Annotated in this window: 22 protein-coding genes; 9 read left to right on the top strand and 13 right to left on the bottom strand. The window is 68.4% G+C overall.

The genetic code is table 11. The features are described 5' to 3' along the window. The first annotated feature begins 57 nt into the window (after positions 1–57). The 6 genes from HDC94_RS01575 to HDC94_RS01600 all read left to right on the top strand — a co-directional run bounded on the left by HDC94_RS01575 (position 58) and on the right by HDC94_RS01600 (position 6,859). A complete protein-coding gene (locus HDC94_RS01575) occupies positions 58–1,197 on the top strand; it encodes a sensor histidine kinase (protein WP_179494260.1) in 1,140 nt (379 codons plus the stop codon). Further along, a complete protein-coding gene (locus tag HDC94_RS01580) occupies positions 1,194–2,333 on the top strand; it encodes a hypothetical protein (RefSeq protein ID WP_179494262.1) in 1,140 nt (379 codons plus the stop codon). Before HDC94_RS01575 ends, HDC94_RS01580 begins: the two co-directional genes overlap by 4 nt. Before the next feature lie 94 nt (positions 2,334–2,427). Further along, complete coding sequence (locus HDC94_RS01585; RefSeq protein ID WP_179494263.1) at positions 2,428–3,564, top strand: sensor histidine kinase; 1,137 nt, start codon at positions 2,428–2,430, stop codon at positions 3,562–3,564. Then, positions 3,561–4,703: a hypothetical protein gene (locus tag HDC94_RS01590; RefSeq protein WP_179494265.1), complete on the top strand. Its 1,143-nt coding sequence runs from the start codon at positions 3,561–3,563 to the stop codon at positions 4,701–4,703. The genes HDC94_RS01585 and HDC94_RS01590 overlap by 4 nt, the downstream gene beginning before the upstream one ends. Positions 4,704–4,765: 62 nt before the next feature. Next, positions 4,766–6,223: a glucose-6-phosphate dehydrogenase gene (gene zwf / locus HDC94_RS01595; RefSeq protein WP_179494267.1), complete on the top strand. Its 1,458-nt coding sequence runs from the start codon at positions 4,766–4,768 to the stop codon at positions 6,221–6,223. 9 nt (positions 6,224–6,232) lie between these two features. Beyond that, complete coding sequence (locus HDC94_RS01600) at positions 6,233–6,859, top strand: alpha/beta hydrolase (RefSeq protein ID WP_179494269.1); 627 nt, start codon at positions 6,233–6,235, stop codon at positions 6,857–6,859. A 153-nt stretch (positions 6,860–7,012) separates the two neighbouring features. Here the strand turns inward: HDC94_RS01600 and HDC94_RS01605 are convergent, their stop codons facing one another. From HDC94_RS01605 to HDC94_RS01640, 8 genes are all read right to left on the bottom strand, one after another. Beyond that, entirely contained in the window at positions 7,013–7,453 is a 441-nt protein-coding gene (locus HDC94_RS01605; protein ID WP_179494271.1) for a nitroreductase family deazaflavin-dependent oxidoreductase, read from the bottom strand. A 106-nt stretch (positions 7,454–7,559) separates the two neighbouring features. Continuing rightward, complete coding sequence (locus HDC94_RS01610) at positions 7,560–7,970, bottom strand: cupin domain-containing protein (RefSeq protein WP_179494273.1); 411 nt, start codon at positions 7,968–7,970, stop codon at positions 7,560–7,562. Continuing rightward, positions 7,970–8,809, bottom strand: a complete 840-nt coding sequence (locus HDC94_RS01615) for a phosphoenolpyruvate hydrolase family protein (RefSeq protein WP_179494275.1) — start codon at positions 8,807–8,809, stop codon at positions 7,970–7,972. Before HDC94_RS01615 ends, HDC94_RS01610 begins: the two co-directional genes overlap by 1 nt. Then, positions 8,806–10,050, bottom strand: a complete 1,245-nt coding sequence (locus HDC94_RS01620) for a Tm-1-like ATP-binding domain-containing protein (protein WP_179494277.1) — start codon at positions 10,048–10,050, stop codon at positions 8,806–8,808. Before HDC94_RS01620 ends, HDC94_RS01615 begins: the two co-directional genes overlap by 4 nt. 117 nt (positions 10,051–10,167) lie before the next feature. Then, entirely contained in the window at positions 10,168–10,860 is a 693-nt protein-coding gene (locus HDC94_RS01625) for a TrkA family potassium uptake protein (protein ID WP_218870421.1), read from the bottom strand. After that, positions 10,853–12,190 carry a potassium transporter TrkG gene (locus HDC94_RS01630; RefSeq protein WP_308495598.1) on the bottom strand — a complete coding sequence of 446 codons (1,338 nt, stop codon included), beginning with the start codon at positions 12,188–12,190 and terminating at the stop codon, positions 10,853–10,855. The genes HDC94_RS01625 and HDC94_RS01630 overlap by 8 nt, the downstream gene beginning before the upstream one ends. A 183-nt stretch (positions 12,191–12,373) precedes the next feature. Beyond that, on the bottom strand, positions 12,374–13,477 hold the full coding sequence (locus HDC94_RS01635) for an acyl-CoA dehydrogenase family protein (RefSeq protein ID WP_179494279.1): 1,104 nt from the start codon (positions 13,475–13,477) through the stop codon (positions 12,374–12,376). Between the two features lie 80 nt (positions 13,478–13,557). Continuing rightward, the gene (locus HDC94_RS01640; RefSeq protein WP_179494281.1) at positions 13,558–14,013 is read right to left on the bottom strand and encodes a helix-turn-helix domain-containing protein; all 456 of its coding nucleotides are present in this window, start codon (positions 14,011–14,013) and stop codon (positions 13,558–13,560) included. A gap of 75 nt (positions 14,014–14,088) precedes the next feature. On the opposite strand from HDC94_RS01640, the gene HDC94_RS01645 reads away from it, so the two are divergent. Continuing rightward, entirely contained in the window at positions 14,089–14,784 is a 696-nt protein-coding gene (locus HDC94_RS01645) for an SDR family oxidoreductase (protein WP_179494283.1), read from the top strand. Here HDC94_RS01645 and HDC94_RS01650 read toward each other — a convergent pair. The 4 genes from HDC94_RS01650 to ddaH all read right to left on the bottom strand — a co-directional run bounded on the left by HDC94_RS01650 (position 14,781) and on the right by ddaH (position 19,297). Then, positions 14,781–15,953 carry a kynureninase gene (locus HDC94_RS01650; RefSeq protein WP_179494285.1) on the bottom strand — a complete coding sequence of 391 codons (1,173 nt, stop codon included), beginning with the start codon at positions 15,951–15,953 and terminating at the stop codon, positions 14,781–14,783. The genes HDC94_RS01645 and HDC94_RS01650 overlap by 4 nt on opposite strands. A 71-nt stretch (positions 15,954–16,024) precedes the next feature. Then, a complete protein-coding gene (locus tag HDC94_RS01655; RefSeq protein ID WP_179494287.1) occupies positions 16,025–17,035 on the bottom strand; it encodes a Gfo/Idh/MocA family protein in 1,011 nt (336 codons plus the stop codon). 172 nt (positions 17,036–17,207) lie between these two features. After that, positions 17,208–18,446: an ornithine--oxo-acid transaminase gene (rocD, locus tag HDC94_RS01660; RefSeq protein ID WP_179494289.1), complete on the bottom strand. Its 1,239-nt coding sequence runs from the start codon at positions 18,444–18,446 to the stop codon at positions 17,208–17,210. Continuing rightward, positions 18,443–19,297, bottom strand: a complete 855-nt coding sequence (gene ddaH / locus HDC94_RS01665; protein WP_179494291.1) for a dimethylargininase — start codon at positions 19,295–19,297, stop codon at positions 18,443–18,445. The genes rocD and ddaH overlap by 4 nt, the downstream gene beginning before the upstream one ends. Positions 19,298–19,400: 103 nt before the next feature. Between ddaH and HDC94_RS01670 the strand changes: the two genes are divergently transcribed. Next, on the top strand, positions 19,401–19,838 hold the full coding sequence (locus tag HDC94_RS01670; RefSeq protein ID WP_179494293.1) for an Lrp/AsnC family transcriptional regulator: 438 nt from the start codon (positions 19,401–19,403) through the stop codon (positions 19,836–19,838). Between the two features lie 9 nt (positions 19,839–19,847). Then, positions 19,848–20,243: a GntR family transcriptional regulator gene (locus tag HDC94_RS01675; RefSeq protein ID WP_179494295.1), complete on the top strand. Its 396-nt coding sequence runs from the start codon at positions 19,848–19,850 to the stop codon at positions 20,241–20,243. Here HDC94_RS01675 and HDC94_RS01680 read toward each other — a convergent pair. Continuing rightward, complete coding sequence (locus HDC94_RS01680; RefSeq protein WP_179494297.1) at positions 20,240–20,839, bottom strand: TetR/AcrR family transcriptional regulator; 600 nt, start codon at positions 20,837–20,839, stop codon at positions 20,240–20,242. The two genes, HDC94_RS01675 and HDC94_RS01680, sit on opposite strands and share 4 nt — an antisense overlap. Position 20,840 lies beyond the last annotated feature (1 nt).

Genomic DNA, 20,840 nt, shown 5'->3' on the forward strand with positions numbered 1-20,840 from the left:
CCCCTCCGCAGTTCCGCGACGGTAGTACCGTGGCAGGAGACGAGTCAGGGGGGTGCGATGAGCTGGGTCTACCCGTCGCGCGAAGCCGCCGTCACCACTCGCCTCGGCGTGGAGAGTGCGTTCTTCGCGGTGTCGACCGGGTTCCTCGCCGGTGCCGTGGTGGCGATCCTGCTCGGCGAGCCCTCAGCGGAGGGACTCTGGTCGGCCCTCCTCCCGGTCGTCGGGCTCTGGCTGCTACTGCTGGCCGCCCGGCGCTGGCGCGCCTTGCCCGTTGTCGTCATCGTGGCCATGCTCATCGTCGCCGGGCTGTTCGTCTGGCTTGTGGTGGGGGCCGATCCTGCGTGCGAGGCGAGCCTCGTGGTCGTCGGATGCATCATCGCCACCACGGCACTCGGCAGCAACCTCGATCGCTGGACTGGGGCAGTGGGCACGCTCGTCGGCTACGCCGTCGCCCAGGGCGCAGTACTCCTGAGCGTCGCCCCATCGTTCGAGATCGCGCCGCTCATCGTGGCCATCACGGTCGCGGCCTACTACGGCCTGCTCACCATGCTTCGCCACTCCTCGCGAGCGATCGGCGCTCGCCTCGAGTTCGCCGCCCTCACCGACATGGCCAACGCCGAGCGCCGAGCGCTCGAGCTGCAGTCGCGTGCGCTCGTCCACGACACCATGCTCAGCGAACTCGCCGCGGTCTCGCTCATGTCGCCCGGCCCACTCACGCCGGCCGCCAGGACGAGCATCGAGACGAGCCTCGACTCCGTGCGGCGGGCCGTGGCCCAGACGTCGGCATCGGGCCCCGAGGGCATCGGCGCCGCACTGGACACTCTCGTCGCACGGCTCGCCACCTCCGGGGTGGCCGTCACGGTGAGCGGCGACCCCGGCGTCCTCGACCTGCTCTCCGAGGAGGCTCGGGATGCGCTGCTGCTCGCTGCACACCAGGCGCTGGTGAACGTGGCATCCCATTCGGGCACAGACCGCGCGGAACTCTCGCTCTCGGAAAGCGGCACCTCCGTCGTAGTCATGATCGTCGACGACGGAGTCGGGTTCGACTCGAGCACCGTGCCGGAGGACCGCTTCGGGTTCCGCGAGTCGATCCAGGGACGGGTCGAGGCGGCCGGGGGAACCGCCCGCATCCTGAGCAGCCCCGGGCACGGCACATCCGTGATCCTCGTGTTCGACGTGCCGGAGGGGCAACAGTGAGCGGGCATGCCACGGTCGCGCCGGGATCGGATGCCGGTAAGCCGGAGTGGCTCGACACCCCACAGACCCTCGACCCCCTCGGTGGGCTCACCGCCCGTCACTTCGCGAGCGCCAGCACCGCCATCGCGGGAGGCGTGGTCGCGCTCATGCTCGTGACGTTCAGTGCGAGCATCCAGTCGCCCCTGTTTCAGACGGTCGCGCTGGCCGCTTTCGTCGTCGCGGCGGTGAGCAACCTGCAGGGCGTCGATCCGGGAAGGTTCCCCTACGGGCCGGTGCGGCACGCGGTCCTGCACGCCCTCATGCTCGTCGCCTTCGCCTTCGACTGCGCCAGCCGGCCCCCGGGGGTCACAGGCTCCTGGGCCCCCGTTGCGCTCACGATCCTCGTCGTCGTCATGGGGTCTTTCCGGCCGTGGATCGAAATCCTCGTCTTCACGGGCATCTCCGCGATCACGATCGCGATCATTGCCTGGCTGGGCGGGGCAACACCCGGCCACGTGCTCGCGTACATCGTGCCGCTGGTCTCCGTGGGCGCCGGGGCCGCGGCATTCTCGCGCGTGCTCGTGACGCGCGTGCGCGAGTGGCAGCGGTTCAACGAGCACGTCGTCGACACCGAGCGGGCGAGCATCCGGGCGAGCGAGGAAGCCGAGGCGATTGCGCGTCGCACGGAACTCGTCGACTACCGTGTCGGGCCGTTCCTCGAGCAGATCCTCGCATCGGGTCAGGTCACGCCGGTCGACATCGCCCGCGCTCGCGGACTCGCGACGACGCTGCGCACGATGCTGCTGCGGAGCGCTCGCGCCTCCTGGCTCGCCGAACTCGTGGACGAACTCGACGACCCCGACCGGCTGCTCGACACTCTCACTGCCGACCAACGGCGCGTCATCGGCGCAGGACTTGCCGAGGCACGGTATTCGGCGCCCATCGTTCTCGGTACGGTTCACGCGGTCCTCACCGCCGGTCACCCGAGGAGCATGCGCATCACAGCGCAACTGCGACCGGGCGAGGGAGCGCCCCAGGGTCGGGCGGCCGCATACCGCGCCGTGCTGAGGTATGCGTTCCCGGTCGCCAGGATCGAACTTCGTGAGGAGCTGCTCGAGCTCTACGTGGAGATGGACGAGCAGCCCAGGCGCGCGTGATTCCGCCGACGGAGTGAGGCCGGACATCCGATCACTACCGACGGCACGGGTCGCTCAGGAGTAGCGTGTCGTCAACGAACAACTGGGGCTGTCGATGAGCGCAATCTACCCAGCGTCGGAGGCAGTGTCGACGTCGAGACTGGCGATCGAAGGTGCCTTCTTCGCAGTCTCCACCGTCTTCATCGCTGCCGCCGTGTTCTTCTCGTGTCTCAGAGCGTCGCCGGGACTCGACACGGCGCTCGTGGTTGTCTACCTCCTCGCACTCTGGTGTCTGATCCTGCTGGCCTGGCGATGGAAGCGGCCACCCCTCGTCGCTGCACTGGCGATTCTGGCCGCCGGTGGATTCCTGCTGTGGGGTGTTGCCACGTCGGCAGTGATCCACAGCTCCAGCGTCCAGATCGCCGCGTGCATCGTGGGACTGACCGCCCTCGGCAGCAACCTCGATCGCTGGACGGGCGCCGTGGGCACCCTCGTGGGCTACGCCGTGGCGAGGGTCACCCTCGAGGCGAGTCCGCTCGACCCCACCTTCGCTCTCGCACCCCTGGTCGTCGCCGTGATCGTCGCGGCCTACTACACACTCCTCTTCGTGGTTCGTCGATCGTCACACGGCGTTCGCGAACGCCTCGAGCGCACGGTCCATACCGACATCGCGGCGGACGAACGGCGAGCATTCGACCTGCGCTCCCGCGCGCTCGTTCACGACACGATCCTCAGCGAGCTGACCGCACTGTCGAACATGAACCCGGGGGCGATCGCAGCACCGGTGCGCTCCAGCATCCGCCTGAGTCTCGAACTGGCGCGGGGCGATAGCGTCGACGACTCCCGGGACACGACAACTACCACGTTCAGCGATCTCGTGGGAAACCTCAGAGTCCCCGGTGTCGCGGTCACGGTTACCGGGGACCCCGACGCGCTCTCGCAGCTTTCGGAGGAGGTACGCGATGCGCTCCTCCGTGCCGCCCACCAGGCGCTCGTCAACGTCGGCGCCCACGCGGGAACCGACACCGCGGAACTGTCGATCGTGCGCAGCGACCGATCGATCGTGGTGATGATCGTCGACAACGGCGTCGGCTTCGATGAGGCTAGCGTGCCGGAGGATCGCCTCGGCTTCCGCGAGTCCATCCGGGGTCGCGTGGAGGAGGCCGGAGGAACGGTGCGCATTCTGAGCAGCCCGGGGTCCGGTACATCCGTCATCCTCATGTACGACCTCGATGAGCCGACGACGCGATGAACCCCACCGCGACGAACCGTCGAGACACACCCCAAACACTCGACCCGCTGGGCGGTTTCTCCGCGCGGTACTTCACCATCGCGAGCACCCTCCTCGCTGTCGCGATGGCTGTCTACGTGCAGTTCACGGCGAGCCAGAACGTCGTCGCACCGCTGCTCGAGGGCGGCGCGCTCCTCGCCTTCGCAGCGGCCGCGGTGGTCAATGTCACGGGCGCCGCCCCCCATAACTTCCCCTACAGCGCGAGACGGCATGCCGCACTGCAGACGCTCATGGTTCTCGCGTTCGCCCTGGACTGCGCGAGCCGACACCCCGACGGGGAGGGCACCTGGGCGTCCATCGCCCTCATGCTCATGCTGGTGACCATTGGCGCGTTCCGCCCCGCGGCGGAAATCGCGGTCTTCACCCTCCTCTCCGCCACGGCGATCGCTCTCATCTCGTGGGCCTGCGTCGGGAACGGCCGGCTTGTCGAATCCGATGTGGTCCCGCTCATCGCGGTGGGAATGGGCGCGACCGCGTTCTCCCGCATCCTCGTGACCAGGATGCAACGCTGGCAGCAGGCCTACACGCTCCAGATCGAGACGGAACGGGCATCGATCCGCGCGCGGGAGCATGCTGAAGCCCTCACGCGGCGGTCGGAACTCGTCGAAGTCCAGGTCGGACCGTACCTGGAGGAGATCCTGAACAGCCCGACACTAACGGAGGTCGACATCACCCGGGCCCGCGACCTCGCGGCGACACTTCGCACCATGCTCTCTCGGAGCTCCCGCTTCTCCTGGCTCGCCGAACTTGTCGACACGGTGGGGCCCGATCCGACCCGCCTGCTCGACGTCATGAGCGCAGCACAGCGCCGCGCGCTCGCGGCCGTGATAGGCGAAATCCGGAACGCGCCCGGCACCGTGGCCGGCAGCACCATGGCCACCTTCACCCCGGACCCGACACCGACCTTGCGCGTCACGGCGGGACTGGACGGCGAGCGCCGACACGGGCTGCGGCCCGCCGCGTACAGGGCCGTACTGAGTTCGGTCTTCGCCTCGGCCACTGTCGACCTCTCCCCCACCGCCGTCGTCATCGGCGTGGACCTGACACCGACGAACGACGACCGGACCCGATCACGGCTCGGCAGATTACTGGCACGTTAAGGACCTGTAAATGATCGCTACTCACGGCGATCTGAGGCCTCTCTCCCTGCCAGCATCGGGATGTGAACACCACACCCGAATCCGAGGTGCGCGAAGAGATCGCACCGCACGTCGTCGTCCTCTTCGGTGCAGCGGGCGACCTCGCACGCCGCAAACTCCTGCCCGGGCTGGCACACCTCGTGCTGTCGGCACTCGCACCCGACATCCGTGTCGTCGGGACATCCCTCGAAGACCACACGGACGAGTCCTTCCGTGAGATGGCCCTCGATGCGGTCGCGCAGTTCTCCACGCGGCCCCTCACCGACCAGCAGAAGAAGGTCTTCGCAACGCGACTCACCTACGTGCCCACCGGCAGTGGGCCGGATGCCCTCGCCAAGGCCGTCCACAAGGCCGAGAAAACCCTGGGGCCCGACACCAGGAGGCTCCACTACCTGAGCGTGCCGCCACGGGCAGCACTCGCCGTCATCAAGACCCTCGAGCAAGCGGGACTCGTCGAGGGTTCCCGCGTCATCATGGAGAAGCCGTTCGGCACCGACCTCGCCAGTGCGATCGACCTCAACGCGCAGGTGCACGAGGTGTTCGACGAGTCCCAGATCTTCCGGATCGACCACTTCCTCGGCAAGGAGCCGGCGCAGAACATCCTCGCGTTCCGCTTCGCCAACGGGCTCTTCGAGCCGATCTGGAACCGCAACTTCATCGACCACGTGCAGATCGACGTGCCCGAGAAACTCAACCTCAACGGCCGCGCCGGGTTCTACGAGGCGACCGGCGCCTACCGCGACATGGTCGTGACACACCTGTTCCAGGTGCTCGCGTTCATGGCGATGGAGCCGCCGACAGCGCTCGAGCCGCGCGCCATCAGCGAGGAGAAGAACAAGGTCTTCCGCTCGATGCAGCCCCTGGAGCCAGAGAACGTGGTTCGCGGCCAGTACGGCGGCTACCGCGACGAGGACGGCGTCGACCCGGAGTCCGAGACCGAGACCTTCGTGGCGCTCAAGGTCTTCATCGACAACTGGCGGTGGGCCGGGGTGCCGTTCTACCTGCGGACGGGCAAGCGGATGGCGGAGGGCCAGCGCATCATCTCGATCGCCTTCCACGAACCCCCGAAGAGCATGTTCCCTGCCGGCTCGGGAATCGGAGAACACGGCCCCGACCACCTGACCTTCGACCTTGCCGACGCCTCGAAGGTGTCGCTCTCGTTCTACGGCAAGCGCCCGGGACCGGGCATGAAGCTCGACAAGCTGTCGATGCAGTTCTCGCTGAGCGAGGTCGACCAGGTCGGCGACGTGCTGGAGGCGTACGAGCGACTCATCCTCGACGCGATGCGCGGCGACCACACCCTCTTCACGACAGCAGCCGACATCGAGAGGCTCTGGGAGGTCTCGGCCCCGCTGCTCGAGAATCCCGGAAAGGTGCGCCCCTACTTCCCCGGAACCTGGGGGCCCGACGCCATCCACCAGCTCATCGCGCCCCACGCGTGGCGTCTGCCGTTCGAGAGGGCGTGGCGGGAGAAGAAGTAACGTGGGCGCATGAGCGGTAGCATCCTCGTCCTCCCCGGCGGCGGCTATGCGCGGCTTGCTCCCCACGAGGGCGAGCCCGTGGCCGAGTGGCTGCGCGGGCTGGGGTGGGATGCCAGGGTCGTGGAGTATCCCGTGGGCACGCGGCATCCCGGACCCCTCAAGGCGGTGCAGCGTGAGATCGCCGTCGAGCGCGCTGCGGGACACGACGTGGTCGCGGTGCTCGGGTTCTCGGCGGGTGGGCACCTCGCCGGGCACGCTGCACTGATGACGCCCGGAGTCGACTTCGCGGTGCTGTGCTACCCGGTCGTGAGCATGGAGGCGCGGACCCATCGGGGATCGCGCGACAATCTGCTCGGGCCCCGACCCTGGCCGTGGGCGAAGCGCGCGCTGTCGCTCGATCGGATGGTGACATCCGATGCGCCGCCCATGTTCATCTGGACGACCGGGGAGGATGCCTCGGTCGAGCCGGTCGACCACAGCTACCGGCTCGGTGCGGCGTTGGCCCGCCACGGTGTGCCGTACGACCTGCATGTCTTCGCCGACGGCGGCCACGGTCTCGGCTTCGCGGAGGGCCTCCCCGCGTCCGCGTGGCGCGCGCTCTGCGAGCGCTGGCTGGAGGACCGCCGTGCACCCTAACCCCCGACACACCTCACAAACAGCGCGCTGATGTACGACCGGCGCGAATATGTGCACGCAGCTCGTACACCAGCGCGCTGTTTGCGAGGTGGCGTGGGTGGTGATCAGAGGAGCTAAGACGCGCGGGCCCAGGATGCTCGGTCCCAGGCGCTGCTACGCGTCGAACTCCTCGAGCACGAACAGCGGGATCTCGCGCTCCGTCTTCTGCTGGTAGTCGGCGTAGGGCGGGTACGCCGCAACGGCCCGCTCCCACCAGATCGCGCGCTCGTCGCCGCTGATCTCACGCGCCAGGTAGTCCTTCTTGACCGGCCCGTCCTGCAGCTCGACGTGCGGCTGCTTGACGATGTTGTAGTACCAGACGGGGTTCTTGGGTGCGCCCCCGAGGGATGCCACGACGGCGTACACCCCGTCGTGCTCGACACGCATGAGGGCGGTCTTGCGCAGCATCCCGGACTTGGCTCCGACCGTGGTCAGCACGATGACGGGCATGCCGCGAAGGTCGCCGCCCTCGGCGCCTCCGGTTGCCTCATACTTCTCGGCCTGCTCGCGGGCCCAGTCTGACGTGCTCGGTGCGTATTCTCCCTGAAGTGGCATGCTTCCAGCGTAACCGCCGGGTGAGAGCGCACCTGTGGCTAGTGCCGTCGCCAGCACTGGTCAGAACTGCGTTCTCGGCAGCTCAACAGCGCTCGTGGACGGGTCTTCAGCCGCGATCCTGCACCCACAGTGGCGCCTCGCCCGGCGCGAGGATGCGCACGCTCGGGTCCTCGTCGATCGCCGTCTCGGCACCCGCCGGGTTGTACGTGACGAGGATGTGCAGCGGCACCCACCCGGTGTTGTACGTCGAGTGCAGCGCGTCGCGAGGCACGTAGATACCGTCGCCCGCCGCGATCGCGAACTCGCCGGAGTCACCCACGGTCTGCGTTCCCGTGCCCGAGACCACGTAGATCGTCTCCTCGGCGTCAGGATGCGTGTGCCGCTCGTGACCCTTGCCCGGGTACACGACCACCTCGCACATCGTGATGCCCGTGCCGGGGTCGGTCTCGGGCGAGACCAACCACTTGATGGTTCCCCAGTCGAGCACGCGGGTAGGCACGTCGTCGGGCTTCGTCATCACGCCTCCCCAGTGAACGAGATCGCCTTGAACTCCTCGATCTGCTCACGGATGCCACGTTCCGTGGGCAACCGCTCCGCCGAGGAGGCCCCGTAGAAACCGTGCACACCCGTCGTGTTCTGCAGCACGTACGCGGCATCCGCCGGCTCCGCGATGGGACCACCGTGGCAGATGACGAGCACGTCCGGGTTGATCGCGGTCGCGGCATCCGCGATCTCCTGCACGCGGCCCACCGACTCCTCGAGAGTCACGGCCGTCGTCTTCGCGCCGATCGTGCCCATCGTCGTGAGGCCCATGTGCGCGACGACGATGTCGGCCCCGGCCTCGGTCATGGCGACAGTCGACTCGAGGTCGAAGACGTACGGCGTCGTGAGCAGGTCGCGCTCCGCCGCGAGCCGCACCATGTCGACCTCGAGCGAGTAGCTCATACCCGTCTCCTCGAGGTTCTGGCGGAACAGCCCGTCGATCAGTCCGACGGTCGGGAAGTTCTGCACTCCCGTGAACCCCATGCGCTTGAGGTCGTCGAGGAAGTGCCCCATGACGCGGAACGGGTCCGTGCCATTGACACCCGCTATGACGGGGGTGTCCTGCACGATCGGCAGCACCTCGCGCGCCATGTCGACGACGACCTGGTTCGCGTCGCCATAGGCGAGAAGGCCACTGAGCGAGCCTCGGCCGGCCATCCGGTAGCGCCCCGAGTTGTAGATGATGATCATGTCGACGCCGCCGGCCTCCTCGGACTTCGCCGAGATACCCGTACCCGCTCCGGCCCCGATGATGGGCTTGCCGGCCGCGACCTGGGCGCGGAGGCGTTCGAGGGCGGTTGTCCTGTCGATCATGCTTCTCCTTGGTGTTCTCTGATGAGGGCGTGGAGCGAGTCCGCCGCCTGGTGGGCCAGTGTCTCGTCGTTGATGTGGTCGTCGCTCACGATGACCGGGATGCCACCTGCCGCCTCGATTACGGCGTCGAACAGCGCCTCGTCCGCTGCCTCGTCGCGGAACGGCATCCCGTCAGCGTCGAGCGCCGAGACGCCGCCGCGCGGAACGATGAGCACCGTGCGCGCCTGCCCGGCGAGCTTGTTGCCGAGGCGTCTGCCGAGCTCGGCGCTCTCCTCGACGGTCGTGCGCATGAGGGTGATCGTCGGGTTGTGCACGTACAGCAGCCGGTCGTCGAAGTGGCCCGGCACCGACTCGCGCGGGCCGAAGTTGACCATGTCGAGGGCACCGAGGCTCACGACCTGGGGGATTCCGGCTGCCGCTGCCGCGGTCACGCGGTCGGGGCCCGCACTCAGGATGCCCCCCACGAGGTCGTCGGCGAGCTCCGTCGTCGTGAGGTCGAGCACACCCGCGAGAAGGCCCGAGCGTGCGAGCGACTCGAGCGCGCGACCTCCCGACCCCGTGGCATGGAACACAAGCACCTCGTACCCGAGCTGCTCGAGACGTTGGCGCGCGGCATCCACTGCGGGCGTCGTGACGCCGAACATGGATGCCGCGATGAGCGGCCGGTCGTCGGACTCCTCGGGGTCGGCCTCCCTGGCCGCATGGGCGCTGGCCATTCCCGCGATCGCCGCGGCCGCGTTGCCGAGCACCACGCGGGACACCTGGTTGATGCCGGCGATGTCCACGACGGAGTACATGAGCGTGACGTCGCTGGCGCCCACGTACGGCGAGACGTCACCGGACGCCATCGTCGAGACGATCAGCTTCGGCAGCCCGATGGGCAGATCGCGCACGGCCCTGGCAGCGATGGATGACCCGCCGCTACCGCCGAGCGCGAGCACCCCGTTGAGGCGACCCTCCTCGAGGAGGTGCTGCGTGATCGCGGCGGCACCCTCGCCCATCACGGTGACGGCGGCACCGCGATCGTTCGCCGCGATGAGCGTCTCGATGTCGCTGCCCGCGGCGCGAGCCAGCGCCTCGCGGGGGAAGTCGATCTCAGCGTCGAAGCCCTCGGGGTCGTGGGTTCCTGCGTCGAGGATCACGACGTCGACACCACTCTCGGCGAGCCTGTCGGCCATCCAGCGGTACTCGGAACCCTTGGTGTCGAGCGTGCCGACAAGAGCCACGATGGCGTGTGTCACGACGCTCCTCTCTCCGTTGGTTGAGGAGCGACCGAAGGTCGCGTCTCGAAACCAAGCCTACGTACTACGTCGGTCGCGCTTCGAGACGCTCGCTGCGCGAGCTCCTCAGCGAGCGGGTCAGTGCAACTGGCTGAAGGCCTCCGCCTTGCTCGTCGAGCCCGCGACGAGCAGAGTGTCGCCCTCCTCGATCATGGTGTCGGCCGTGGCGTAGTTCCAGCGGCCACCGAGCCTGCGCACCGCGACCACGGTGACACCGAACTTGGTGCGGACCCCGGCATCCGTCAGGTTCTTGCCGATCGTGCTGGGCGGCGGCGCCATCTTGATGAGCGAGAAGTCGTCGCCGATCTCGAGGAAGTCCTGCATCGACCCCCGCACGAGGTGCGCAACACGACGCCCCATGTCACCTTCCGGGAAGACGACGTGCTTGACACCCAGCTGCTCGAGGATGCGCCCGTGCTGCGCACTGACGGCCTTCACCCAGAGGTGTTCGATGTTGAATCCGAGCAGGATCGAGGTGGTCAGGATGCTCGACTGCACGTCGTGCCCGATCGCAACCACCACGCGGTCGAACTCCGGCAGTGCGAGCTGCCGCAGCGCCTCCTCCTTGGTGGAGTCGGCCTGCACCACGTGGGTGAGCTGGCCGTTGAGCTCCTGCACGATGTCCTCGCGGAAGTCGATGCCGAGCACCTCGGTTCCGCTGGCCATGAGTTCGAGCGCAAGGGCGCGACCGAAGCGACCCATACCGATGACGGCGACGGAGTCGGCCCTCGCGACGCGACCGGCATCGGACTGTGAGTGTGACTTAGCCAATGATCGGCCTTTCCTTGGGGAGTTGGTAGAGCACCTCGCGCTCTCGCAGCGCGAGCGCCGAGGCGAAGGTGATGGGGCCGAGACGGCCGACGATCATGAGCAGGCAGAGCAGCAATTGCGCGGCGAGCGGCAGCTCCTTGGTGATACCCGTGGAGAGCCCGACGGTGCCGAACGCCGACACCGTCTCGAAGAGCACAGGGCTGAGCGGGAGATCGGAGAGGAGCATGATCGCGACGGTGCACGCGGTGACGAGACCGGTGGCGAGCAGCACGACGGAGATCGCCTGGCGGTGCACCGCTCGCGAGAGGCGCTTGCCGAGAACGTTGACGACACCCTCGCCCCGCACCTCGGCCAGGAGGATGAAGAGCAGAACAGCGAACGTCGTCACCTTGATGCCGCCCGCGGTGCCCGCGGGGCCTCCGCCGATGAACATGAGCGCGGTCATGCCGAAGAGGGTCGAGTCATCCGCCGCCGCGATGTCGATCGAGTTGAACCCGGCGGTGCGGGTCTGCACGGATTGGAAGAACCCGGCGAGGATGCGCGCCGGCCAGGCGAGCGACCCGAGTGTGGCCGGGTTGTTCCACTCGATGGCCGTGATGTAGACGGTGCCCGCGAGCAGGAGAACGGGTGTCGCCCAGACGACGATGCGGGTGTTCATGCTCCAGCGCAGCGGGCGGCCCCAGTACTTGCGCAGCTGCAGGATCACCGGGAAGCCGAGGCCACCGAGGATGATCGCGACGCAGAGCGAGAGCGAGACGACCGGGTCTGCGACGTAGCTCATCATGTTGTCGCTGAAGAGAGCGAACCCGGCGTTGTTGAACGACGAGATGCCGTGGAAGATGCCGATCCAGGCGGCCTCGAGCGGATTGCGGCCGTAGTGCAGCCAGAACCAGAGGAAGAGTACGAGCGCGACGGCGGCTTCGATGAGGAGCGAGATCCTCAGCACTCCCAGCACGAGTGACTTGATGTCGGCCAGGTCGAGAGCTCGTGACTCGGCGGCCGTCGTGATGCGGGACGCGAGCGAGAGCCGCCCCATGACGGTGACGCCGATGATCGACGCGAACGTCATGACCCCGAGGCCGCCGACCTGGATCAGCACGAGGATGACGACCTGCCCGAACGGGGACCAGAACGTGGGGGTGTCGACGATGATGTGCCCGGTCACGCAGATCGCCGAGACGGCGGTGAAGAAGGCCTCGATGAAGGATGCTCCGCCCGGGCCGGTCTTGGCGATCGGGAGCATGAGCAGCCCAGTGCCGAGGAGGATGCCCACGACGAAACCGCCCAGGGTCCACTGGGCGGGACGAAGGCGGCGGCGCAGGCGGTTCACACGCGCGAGGCGGAGTCAGTCACGAGGGGCCACGGTACCGCAGGCTGTGCTGTCCCGCTAGCGCCAGACCTTGCGGAGGATGCCACGCCCGCGGCGCGCTCGGATCCGGGCTCGCTGCGGCGCGTCATCCTCCGCAACGTCGGTGGCTGCCCGCCGGAACGGGGGACAGCGCTGGCGTCGGAGCTACAACGGGCCGAGGAGGTTTGCCGCCACCGTGCTGTGGACCGACTCGGTGTCGCTCGGGTGGTAGATACCGGCGAGCACGTCGCGCTGGAGGCGGGCGAGTTCCGAGGAGCTGCGGTATCCGCCTCCGCCCGCCGAGCGCATGGCCTGGTCGACGACGTACCGTGCCGTCTCGGTGGCGCGATGCTTGACGCCGACGAGGAGGCGGAACCAGTCGGCACCGTGATCGGCGAGCTCGTCGACATCCCGGGCCAGGGTCTCGATCTGAGGCGCCAGGGCGTCGAGGGCAAGTGCGGCGTCGGCGACGCGCCACCGGAAGTCCGGGTCCTTGTCGTAGGTCTGCCCGGTCTTCAGGCTCGTGCGCTTCTTCACGGCCTCGACCGCGAGCTCGAGGGCGCGGTCGGCGATGCCCGCGTAGACACTGCCGATGAGGAGGAGGAAGTTCGAGAAGATACCGAAGATGAACGGGTCGGCGTTCGGACCCACCGGCAGGATGCGGGCAACCCGAGCCTCGGGAACGAAGGCGCCCTCGAGCACCGTGCTGTGGCTCTGGGTCGCACGCATGCCGAGGGTGTCCCAGTCGTCCTTGGAGCGCCAGCCGGGGGTGTCTCGCGTGATGAAGCCGTGGATGAGACGGTCGCCCTCCGGCCCGCTCTGCTTTCCGAAGATGCCGAGCCGGGTCCACGCTGGCGCGAGGGAAGTGAAGATCTTCGTGCCCGTGAACGCGTAACCGCCTTCGACGGTCTCAGCTGTCGTGAGCGAGTCCCAGAGCACGAGATCGTTGCCCTGCTCGCTGTTACCGAAGGCAAAGAGCTCACCGGATGCCGCGTCATCCAGTACCCACTGGAGGGAGGTGTCTCCGCGATCCTTCAGCACCCGCGCGACGCCCACCCAGACGAGGTGCATGTTGATGGCGAGCGCCGTGGCCGGGGCGTAGGCAGCGAGCATCCGCTGGTCACGGGCCGTCTCGAGGAGGCTCCGCGGCGCGAGGTAGCCAGCGGCGCGCAGGTCGTCGAGGTCCTCCTGGAAGAACGCGTTGTCGCGGTCGTAGCCAGCCGCCCGCGAGCGGATCCGCTGCAGCAGTTCCTCGGTGAGCACGGTCATGGCATAACGCTACGCCTCATGGCCCTCAGCACCCGAGCAGTCGACCGACAGCGGCGAGCGCGAACCACTCGTGCCACCGGTCAGAGGGTCGCCGCTTCGGTGAACTCGCTCGTCACGAGGGCAGGGTCGACCAGTTCTCCCCCCTCGGTCACGAAGACAAGATGCACCGGCGCGCCCGTCGACCGATCGACGAATCGCGCCGTCGGTCCCTCGGGCAGGCGGCGGTGGGCGTCGCCCCACTCGGTGAGGGCCGCGAGCACCGGGCGGAGGTCGCGGCCAGCATCCGTCAGCACGTACTCCTCCCGCTCGCGGGAGTTCTCGTCGCGATAGGCGCGCTTGGCCATGACCCCGTTGTCCACGAGGACGGTCAGCCGAGCGGCGAGGATGTCGCGCGCGACACCCAGCGCGTCCCGGAATTCGCTGAACCGGGTCCTGCCCCGGAAGGCCTCTCGCAGGATCAGCAGCGTCCACTTCTCGCCGACGACCTCGAGGGTCCTCGCAATGGAGCATCGTGCGTTGAATTCGGAGGGGTCCATGTCCACATCCTACGTGAGTTGGAGATTCCTACCTAGGGTGCTAGGTTGTGACTTCCAACTCAGCTAGGAGCAGTCATGATCGCAGGAGCAGTAGTCCTCGTTACCGGAGCCAACGGGGGACTCGGTGTCGAGTTCGTCCAGCAGGCCCTCGACCGCGGTGCGGCCAAGGTCTACGCGACCGCGCGAACGCCGCGCACGTGGAGCGATGAGCGCGTCGTTCCGCTCGCGCTCGACGTCACCGACGAGGCCTCTGTTGCCGAGGTCGCGGGAGTCGCCGCCGACACGACGATCGTGATCAACAATGCGGGTATCGGCGGGGACGCGCCCATCGCCACCGGGGACATCGCGGACATCCGCGCCACCTTCGAGACCAACGTGTTCGGGGCGATCAACGTGGCCCGCGCCTTCGCCCCCGTGCTCGCTCGCAACGGCGGGGGCGCCCTCGTGGATGTGCACTCCCTGCTCAGCTGGCTCGGCGTGGCCGGTGCCTACAGCGCGTCGAAGGCCGCCTTCTGGTCGATCACCAACTCCCTGCGCCTGGAGCTCGCGCCCGCCGGGACGCACGTGATGGGCCTCCACCTCGGCTACACGGACACCCCCATGGTGACCAACGTGGCTGCACCCAAGAACGACCCGGCCGACGTGGTGCGCCAGGCCTATGACGGACTCGAGCTCGGCGAGTACGAGGTGCTCGCCGACGAAGCCTCGGCGCGCGTCAAGCAGGGGCTGGCCGCACCGATCACCGCTCTGTACCCGCAGCTGGCGGGCTAGAGCGCGCCCGCGATCGCGCGCACGCCAGCCTCGACCTCGGCGAAGCTCGTCGAGAGCGGCGACAGCCCGAGACGGATGCCGTCCGGCCTCCGGAAGTCCGGGATCACGCCGGCCGACCACAGTGCGGGCATGATGTCGGCGAATCGCGGGTGGTCGATCGTGATGTGGCCGCCACGGCGGGACGCATCGCGCGGGGAGGCGAGCGCGGCATCCGGGAGCAGGTCGTCGACGAGGGCTATCGCGTGCTCGGTGAGGGCCACGGACTTGGCGCGCACGGCGTCGAGCCCGACCTCGCCGAGGAGCGCGATCATGTCGCGCATCGGCTGCATGCCGATGACGGGTGGCGTTCCGCTCAGGAAGCCCCGGATGCCCGCCGCGGCCTCGTAGCCCTGGCCCATCTCGAACGGGGTCGCCGAACCCAGCCACCCCTGGATCGGCTGGCGCAACTCCGCCTGCAGTTCCCGTCGCACGTAGAGGAATGCCGGTGCACCGGGGCCACCGTTGAGGTACTTGTATCCGCAGCCCACGGCAAGGTCGACGCCCCACTCGTCGAGAGGCGTGGGAACGACACCGACGGAGTGGGAGAGGTCCCAGATGACGAGGCCGCCGGCGCCGTGGACCACCGCCGTGACGGCGGGGATATCGGCCAGCCACGCGGAGCGGTAGGCGACCGAACTGAACAGCGCCACTGCTGTGTGAGGCCCCACCGCGTTGGCGACGAGCTCGGGCGTCACTCCCCCATCGTGCGGCGTTTCGATCCAGCGAACCGTGAGGCCGCGGTCGCGGGCGATGCCCTCGACGATGTAGCGGTCGGTGGGGAAGTTCTCGCGGTCGATGACGATCTCGGTGCGCCCCGGTCGAGCATCCAGCGCAGCTCGCACGAGCTTGTAGAGCACGACGGTTGTGGAGTCCGCGATGGCCACCTGGCCCGCGGCGGCACCCAGGGCCACACGACCGAGTTCGTCGCCGATGTCGAGGGGGAGTTGCATCCACCCCTCGTCCCAGCCGCGGATGAGCCTTCCGCCCCAGTCCTCGCGCGTGAAGGTCGCGAGCCTCTCGACGGATGCCTTCAGCGGACGACCCAGCGAGTTGCCGTCGAGGTACGCCACAAGCCCGTCACTCTCGACGAACCGATCGCGGTAGCCCGCGAGCGCATCAGCAGAGTCCATCTCCGAGGTAAGCCGATCGGCCCCTGTAGCAGGGTCCGGAGGGGCCGAATCGCTTACCTCGGGAGACACGGTCAGCCGACCTGGGAGCGGGCGGCATCGAGAACGTCGAGCACGGCGATCGTGTCGTCCAGCCCGTGGAGAGGTGACTCGGTGAGGCCGTCCGCGATGTGCTGCGCAACGGCGACGGCCTGGTAGCAGAGGCCGTCGCGCCACGCGAAGCCGTTGGGGTCGCTGTACTCCGCGACCACCTTCTCGTCGACGAGCACCCGGAACGAGCTCGGGCCCATGAACTCGTGCGGGTAGTCGATGCGCGCCGCGGTGCCGCTGATGGTCGCGGCGAGAGGGGTTGCCACGAGCATGCTCGTCGTGAGCACCGCCTGGGCGCGATCGGCGTAGTCCAGGATGATGGCAGCCTGCGCGTCCACGCCCGTGCTCGTGAGCGAGCCGCTGGCGGTCACCCGCTGCGGCGCCCCCTTCACGAAGTGCGCGAACCACGCCGGGTACACGCCCACATCGAGCAGCGCCCCGCCACCGAGCGCGGGGTTGTAGGCGCGGCCGTTCGGGTCGGTGTCGAAGACCGCACCGAAATCGGCGGTGACCGTGAGCACGTCGCCGAGTGCACTGTCGCGCAAAAGCGCGTCGACGACGGTGGTCTGCGGCAGGAACCGCGACCACATCGCCTCCATCGCGAAGACTCCCGCCGCGCGTGCGGCGTCCGCGAGCGTGCGAGCCTCAGCAGCGCTGATACCGATCGGCTTCTCCACGAGCACGTGTTTGCCCGCGGCGATCGCGAGCAACGCGAGCTTCAGGTGCTCGGTGTGCGGCGGCGCGATGTACACGACATCGACGGTGGGGTCGGCGACGAGCTGCTCATAGGACCCGTACGCCTGGGGGATCCCGTGCTTGTCGGCGAACGCCTGCGCGCGCTCGAGGGACCTCGAGGCGACGGCGACAACCCGCTGGTCGGTGTGGCTGCGGAGGGCGGAGGTCCAGTCATCCGCGATCCCGCCGGGAGCCAGGATGCCCCAGCGCTGCACCGGCCCGCCGCGAAGAGGAGTGTGGGTCGAGGGAGGCAGGATCATGCAACGACCCTACTTGCCCGTGCGTTGCCCAGTTCAGCCAGTGTTGCGTCGCGCGCACTGGCCGAACTGGGCAACTCACGGGAGGGGGACATGCGACACGCCGCACCGATTCTGGGTCAGGTGCGGCGTGTCGGTCTGGATGCGTACATCCCGGCCCGCGGGATGCACGGGGTCAGCGTGTCGCGAGAAGCTCGAGCTCCTCCTTGAGCTGTGCGACCGCCCAGTCGATGTCCTCCTCGGAGACGACGATCGGCGGGGCGAAACGGATGGTCGAACCGTGGGTGTCCTTGACGAGGATGCCGCGATCCATGAGCAGCTCGCACACCTCCCGCCCGGTCGCGAGGGCGGGGTCGATGTCCACTCCCGCCCAGAGGCCTGCGCCGCGCACGGCGGTGACCCCGTGGCCGATGAGCGCGTTCAATCCGGAGTGCAGGCGCTCCCCGAGCTCGTTCGCGCGCTGCTGCATCTCGCCGGTCGCGAGCAGCTCAACCACGGCGTGCCCGACGGCCGCCGCGAGGGGGTTGCCGCCGAACGTCGATCCGTGCTCGCCCGGCTGGAGCACCCCGAGGATGTCGGAGTTGCCGACCACGGCACTCACGGGCACGATTCCGCCGCCGAGCGCCTTGCCGAGCAGGTAGAGGTCGGGCACGACTCCCGAGCGGTCGCACGCGAAGGTCGTGCCGGTGCGGCCGAGGCCCGACTGGATCTCGTCGGCGATCATGAGCACGTTCCTGCGCCGCGTGATCTCGCGCACCGCCGGGAGGTAGTCGGCGGGCGGAACGAGGATGCCCGCCTCGCCCTGGATCGGCTCGAGAAGTACCGCGACCGTCGTCTTGTCGATGGCGGCCTCGAGTGCTTCCGCGTCCCCGTAGGGGACGACGACGAAGCCGGGCGTGAACGGACCGAAATCGGCGCGCGCCTGTTCGTCGGTCGAGAAGCTCACGATCGTCGTGGTGCGTCCATGGAAGTTGCCGTCCATCACGATGATCGTCGCCTGGCCCTGCGGCACGCCCTTGACCCGGTAGCCCCAGGCCCGAGCGACCTTCACGGCGGACTCGACGGCCTCAGCACCCGTGTTCATCGGCAGCACCATGTCCTTGCCGGCGAGCTGCGCGAGCGCCTCGGCGAACGGCTCGAGTCGGTCGTTGTGGAAGGCACGACTCGTGAGGGTGATGCGATCGAGTTGCTCCTTGGCTGCGGCGATGAGCGCGGGATGTCCGTGGCCGAAGTTCACCGCGGAGTACGCCGCGAGGCAATCGAGGTACCGGCGGCCGGTGACATCCGTCACCCAGGCTCCCTCGCCGGACGCCACGACCACCGGCAGGGGATGGTAGTTGTGGGCGAGGTGCACGTCGGGGTCGGCTGTCTGGAGCTGACCCTTCAGGGGACGCCGCTGGTTGAGGGACGTCATCGGCGCAGTTCCAGGGTGCAGCACTTGACACCGCCGCCGCCGAGCAGGAGCTCGGAGAGGTCCACGCCTATGGGGTTGTAGCCGCGCTCGCGCAGCTGGCGCTCGAAGTCCTTGGCGCGCGAAGCGATCACGACGTTGTAGCCGTCGCTGAACGAGTTCAGCCCGAGCACCGCGGCATCCTCTTCCGTGACGAGGATCGCATCGGGGTAGCGCTCGCGCAGGATCTCGAGCGACGGCTCGTCGAACGCGGCCGGAAGGTAGGCAATGTTGGCCGGTGCAGTGCCGCGGCCGTCATCGAGCACCGCGATCGCGGTGTCGAGGTGGTAGAAGCTGGGGTTGACGAGCTGGAGGGACACGACCTCGCGCCCGAAGATGCTCGCGAGCTCCTGGTGGCTGTTGCTCGCACTGCGGAAGCCCTGGCCCGCGAGGATCACGTCGCCGACGAGCAGGAAGTCACCCTCGCCCTCGTTGACCTCGACCGGCCGGTGCACCTCATAGCCCTGGGCTGCGAACCAGTCCATATAGGCGGGGCCCTCCGGCTGACGCTCGGCGTAGGTGAAACTCGCGCCATAGGCCTTGCCGTCGAGCACGAATCCGCCGTTTGCGGCGTAGACCATATCGGGCAGGCCCTCGACGGGGTCGATGAGCTGAACGTCGAAGCCGAGATCGAGGTAGGTGCGGTACAACACCTCCCACTGGGCGACCGCGGTGGCGGTGCTCGTCGGGTCCTCCGGGTGCATCCAGGGGTTGATCCGGTAGCTCACCGTGAAGTGCTCGGGGCGGCACATGAGTACCGACTTGCGTGAGGGAGTACGCTGCACGGGGGATGCTGCGGGTTCAGTCATGGTCATGAACCCAGTGTTTCACGCACCTATCCGCAATGTCAGAGCTTTAGGCGCAGCAAACGCGCGCCTAATAGTGGCATCGCACAATAATCGGTCGTACACTGTGGCAATGGACAGCCTCGATCACGGCATCATCGATCTCCTCCGCCAGAACGCCCGCGCGGGTTACGCGGATATCGGCGGCGTGGTGGGGCTCTCGGCCTCCGCCGTTAAGCGTCGCGTTGACCGGCTCGTGGCGGATGGAGTCATCCGTGCGTTCACGATCCAGGTCGACCCCACCGTCGACGGCATGGGCACAGAGGCCTACGTCGAGCTGTTCTGCCGCGGCACGGTTGCCCCCGAGGAGCTCAAGCGCATCCTCACGGGCGTGCCGGAGGTCGTGGATGCCGGTACCGTGACGGGTTCCGCGGATGCCATCGTGCACATGCGCTCCCGCGATATCGCCTCACTCGAGCTCGCGCTGGAACGCGTCAGGAACGCCCCGAACGTGGACCACACGCGCAGCGCGATCGTGCTGTCCCGTCTCATCCACCGCAATCACGACTAGGACAGCTCCGTGACCGATTCCTGGCGGCGACCGGCGACGCAGAGCGCCATCACCTTCGAGATCGACCCGCAGGGCGCCGCGCCGCCCTTCGAGCAGATCAAGGCGCAGCTCGTGGCCCGGGTCTCGGAGGGCGAGCTCATCGCCGGCACCAAGCTCCCGGCCGTGCGCCAGCTCGCGACCGACCTCGGCATCGCGCCGAATACCGTCGCGCGTGCCTACCGCGAGCTCGAAGCCGACGGCTTCGTCGAGACCCGCGGACGCAACGGCACCGTCATCAAGGCGCGACCCGGCGACGCGGATGCCCTCCTCCAGGTCGCGGCGACCGAGTACGCCGCGCGGGCCGCCGCCCTCGGGGTTGCCCCGGAGCAGGCGCTCGCGTACGTGACCGCGGCGCTGCGCGCCTAAGCCGAGGCCGAGCTCCGCTCCACCCACTCGATGAGGGTGCGGTAGCTGTCATCCACCCGGGTCGATCCGCGCGTGATGAAGAAGTCGAGGTAGAGGCCGAGCAGGGTGGCGACGATAAGGCGCCCCTCGCGGGTCGCACGCTCGGCGTCGAGGCCCTCGTGCATTCCGAGCGCTGTGAGACCCGCCGCGAAGGTGTCGAGGTCGGAGTTGAGCGCCGAGATCTCGAGATCGGGGTTCTCGGCCGCGGCGTTCGAGAGCGTGAAGAGCAGCTGCGTCTGGAGGCGGTTGTTGGGGTCGCGGAACTGTTCCCACGTCCAGCGGATGGCCTCCGCTCGACTCGCGGGGCGGCGTCCGCCGAATTGCGCGATGTACTCGATGCTCAGCTGCCGCATCACGTAGCCGAGGAGTTGCTCGCGCGTTCCGAAGTAGTAGCCGAGCATGCGGTGGCTTGTGCCTGCGCCCTGGGCCAGCTGTCGGAGCGAGAGGTCGACGCGGCCCTCGGCACGGATATGGGCGAGCACCTTCAGGAGCAGGTCGTGGGCGCGGCTTCCGGGAACAGGCATCCCGTCGTTCGGTACCTGTGCCGAGCCATCCACT

This window comes from Leifsonia sp. AK011, assembly GCF_013410945.1.
Classification (GTDB): Bacteria; Actinomycetota; Actinomycetes; order Actinomycetales; family Microbacteriaceae; genus Rhodoglobus.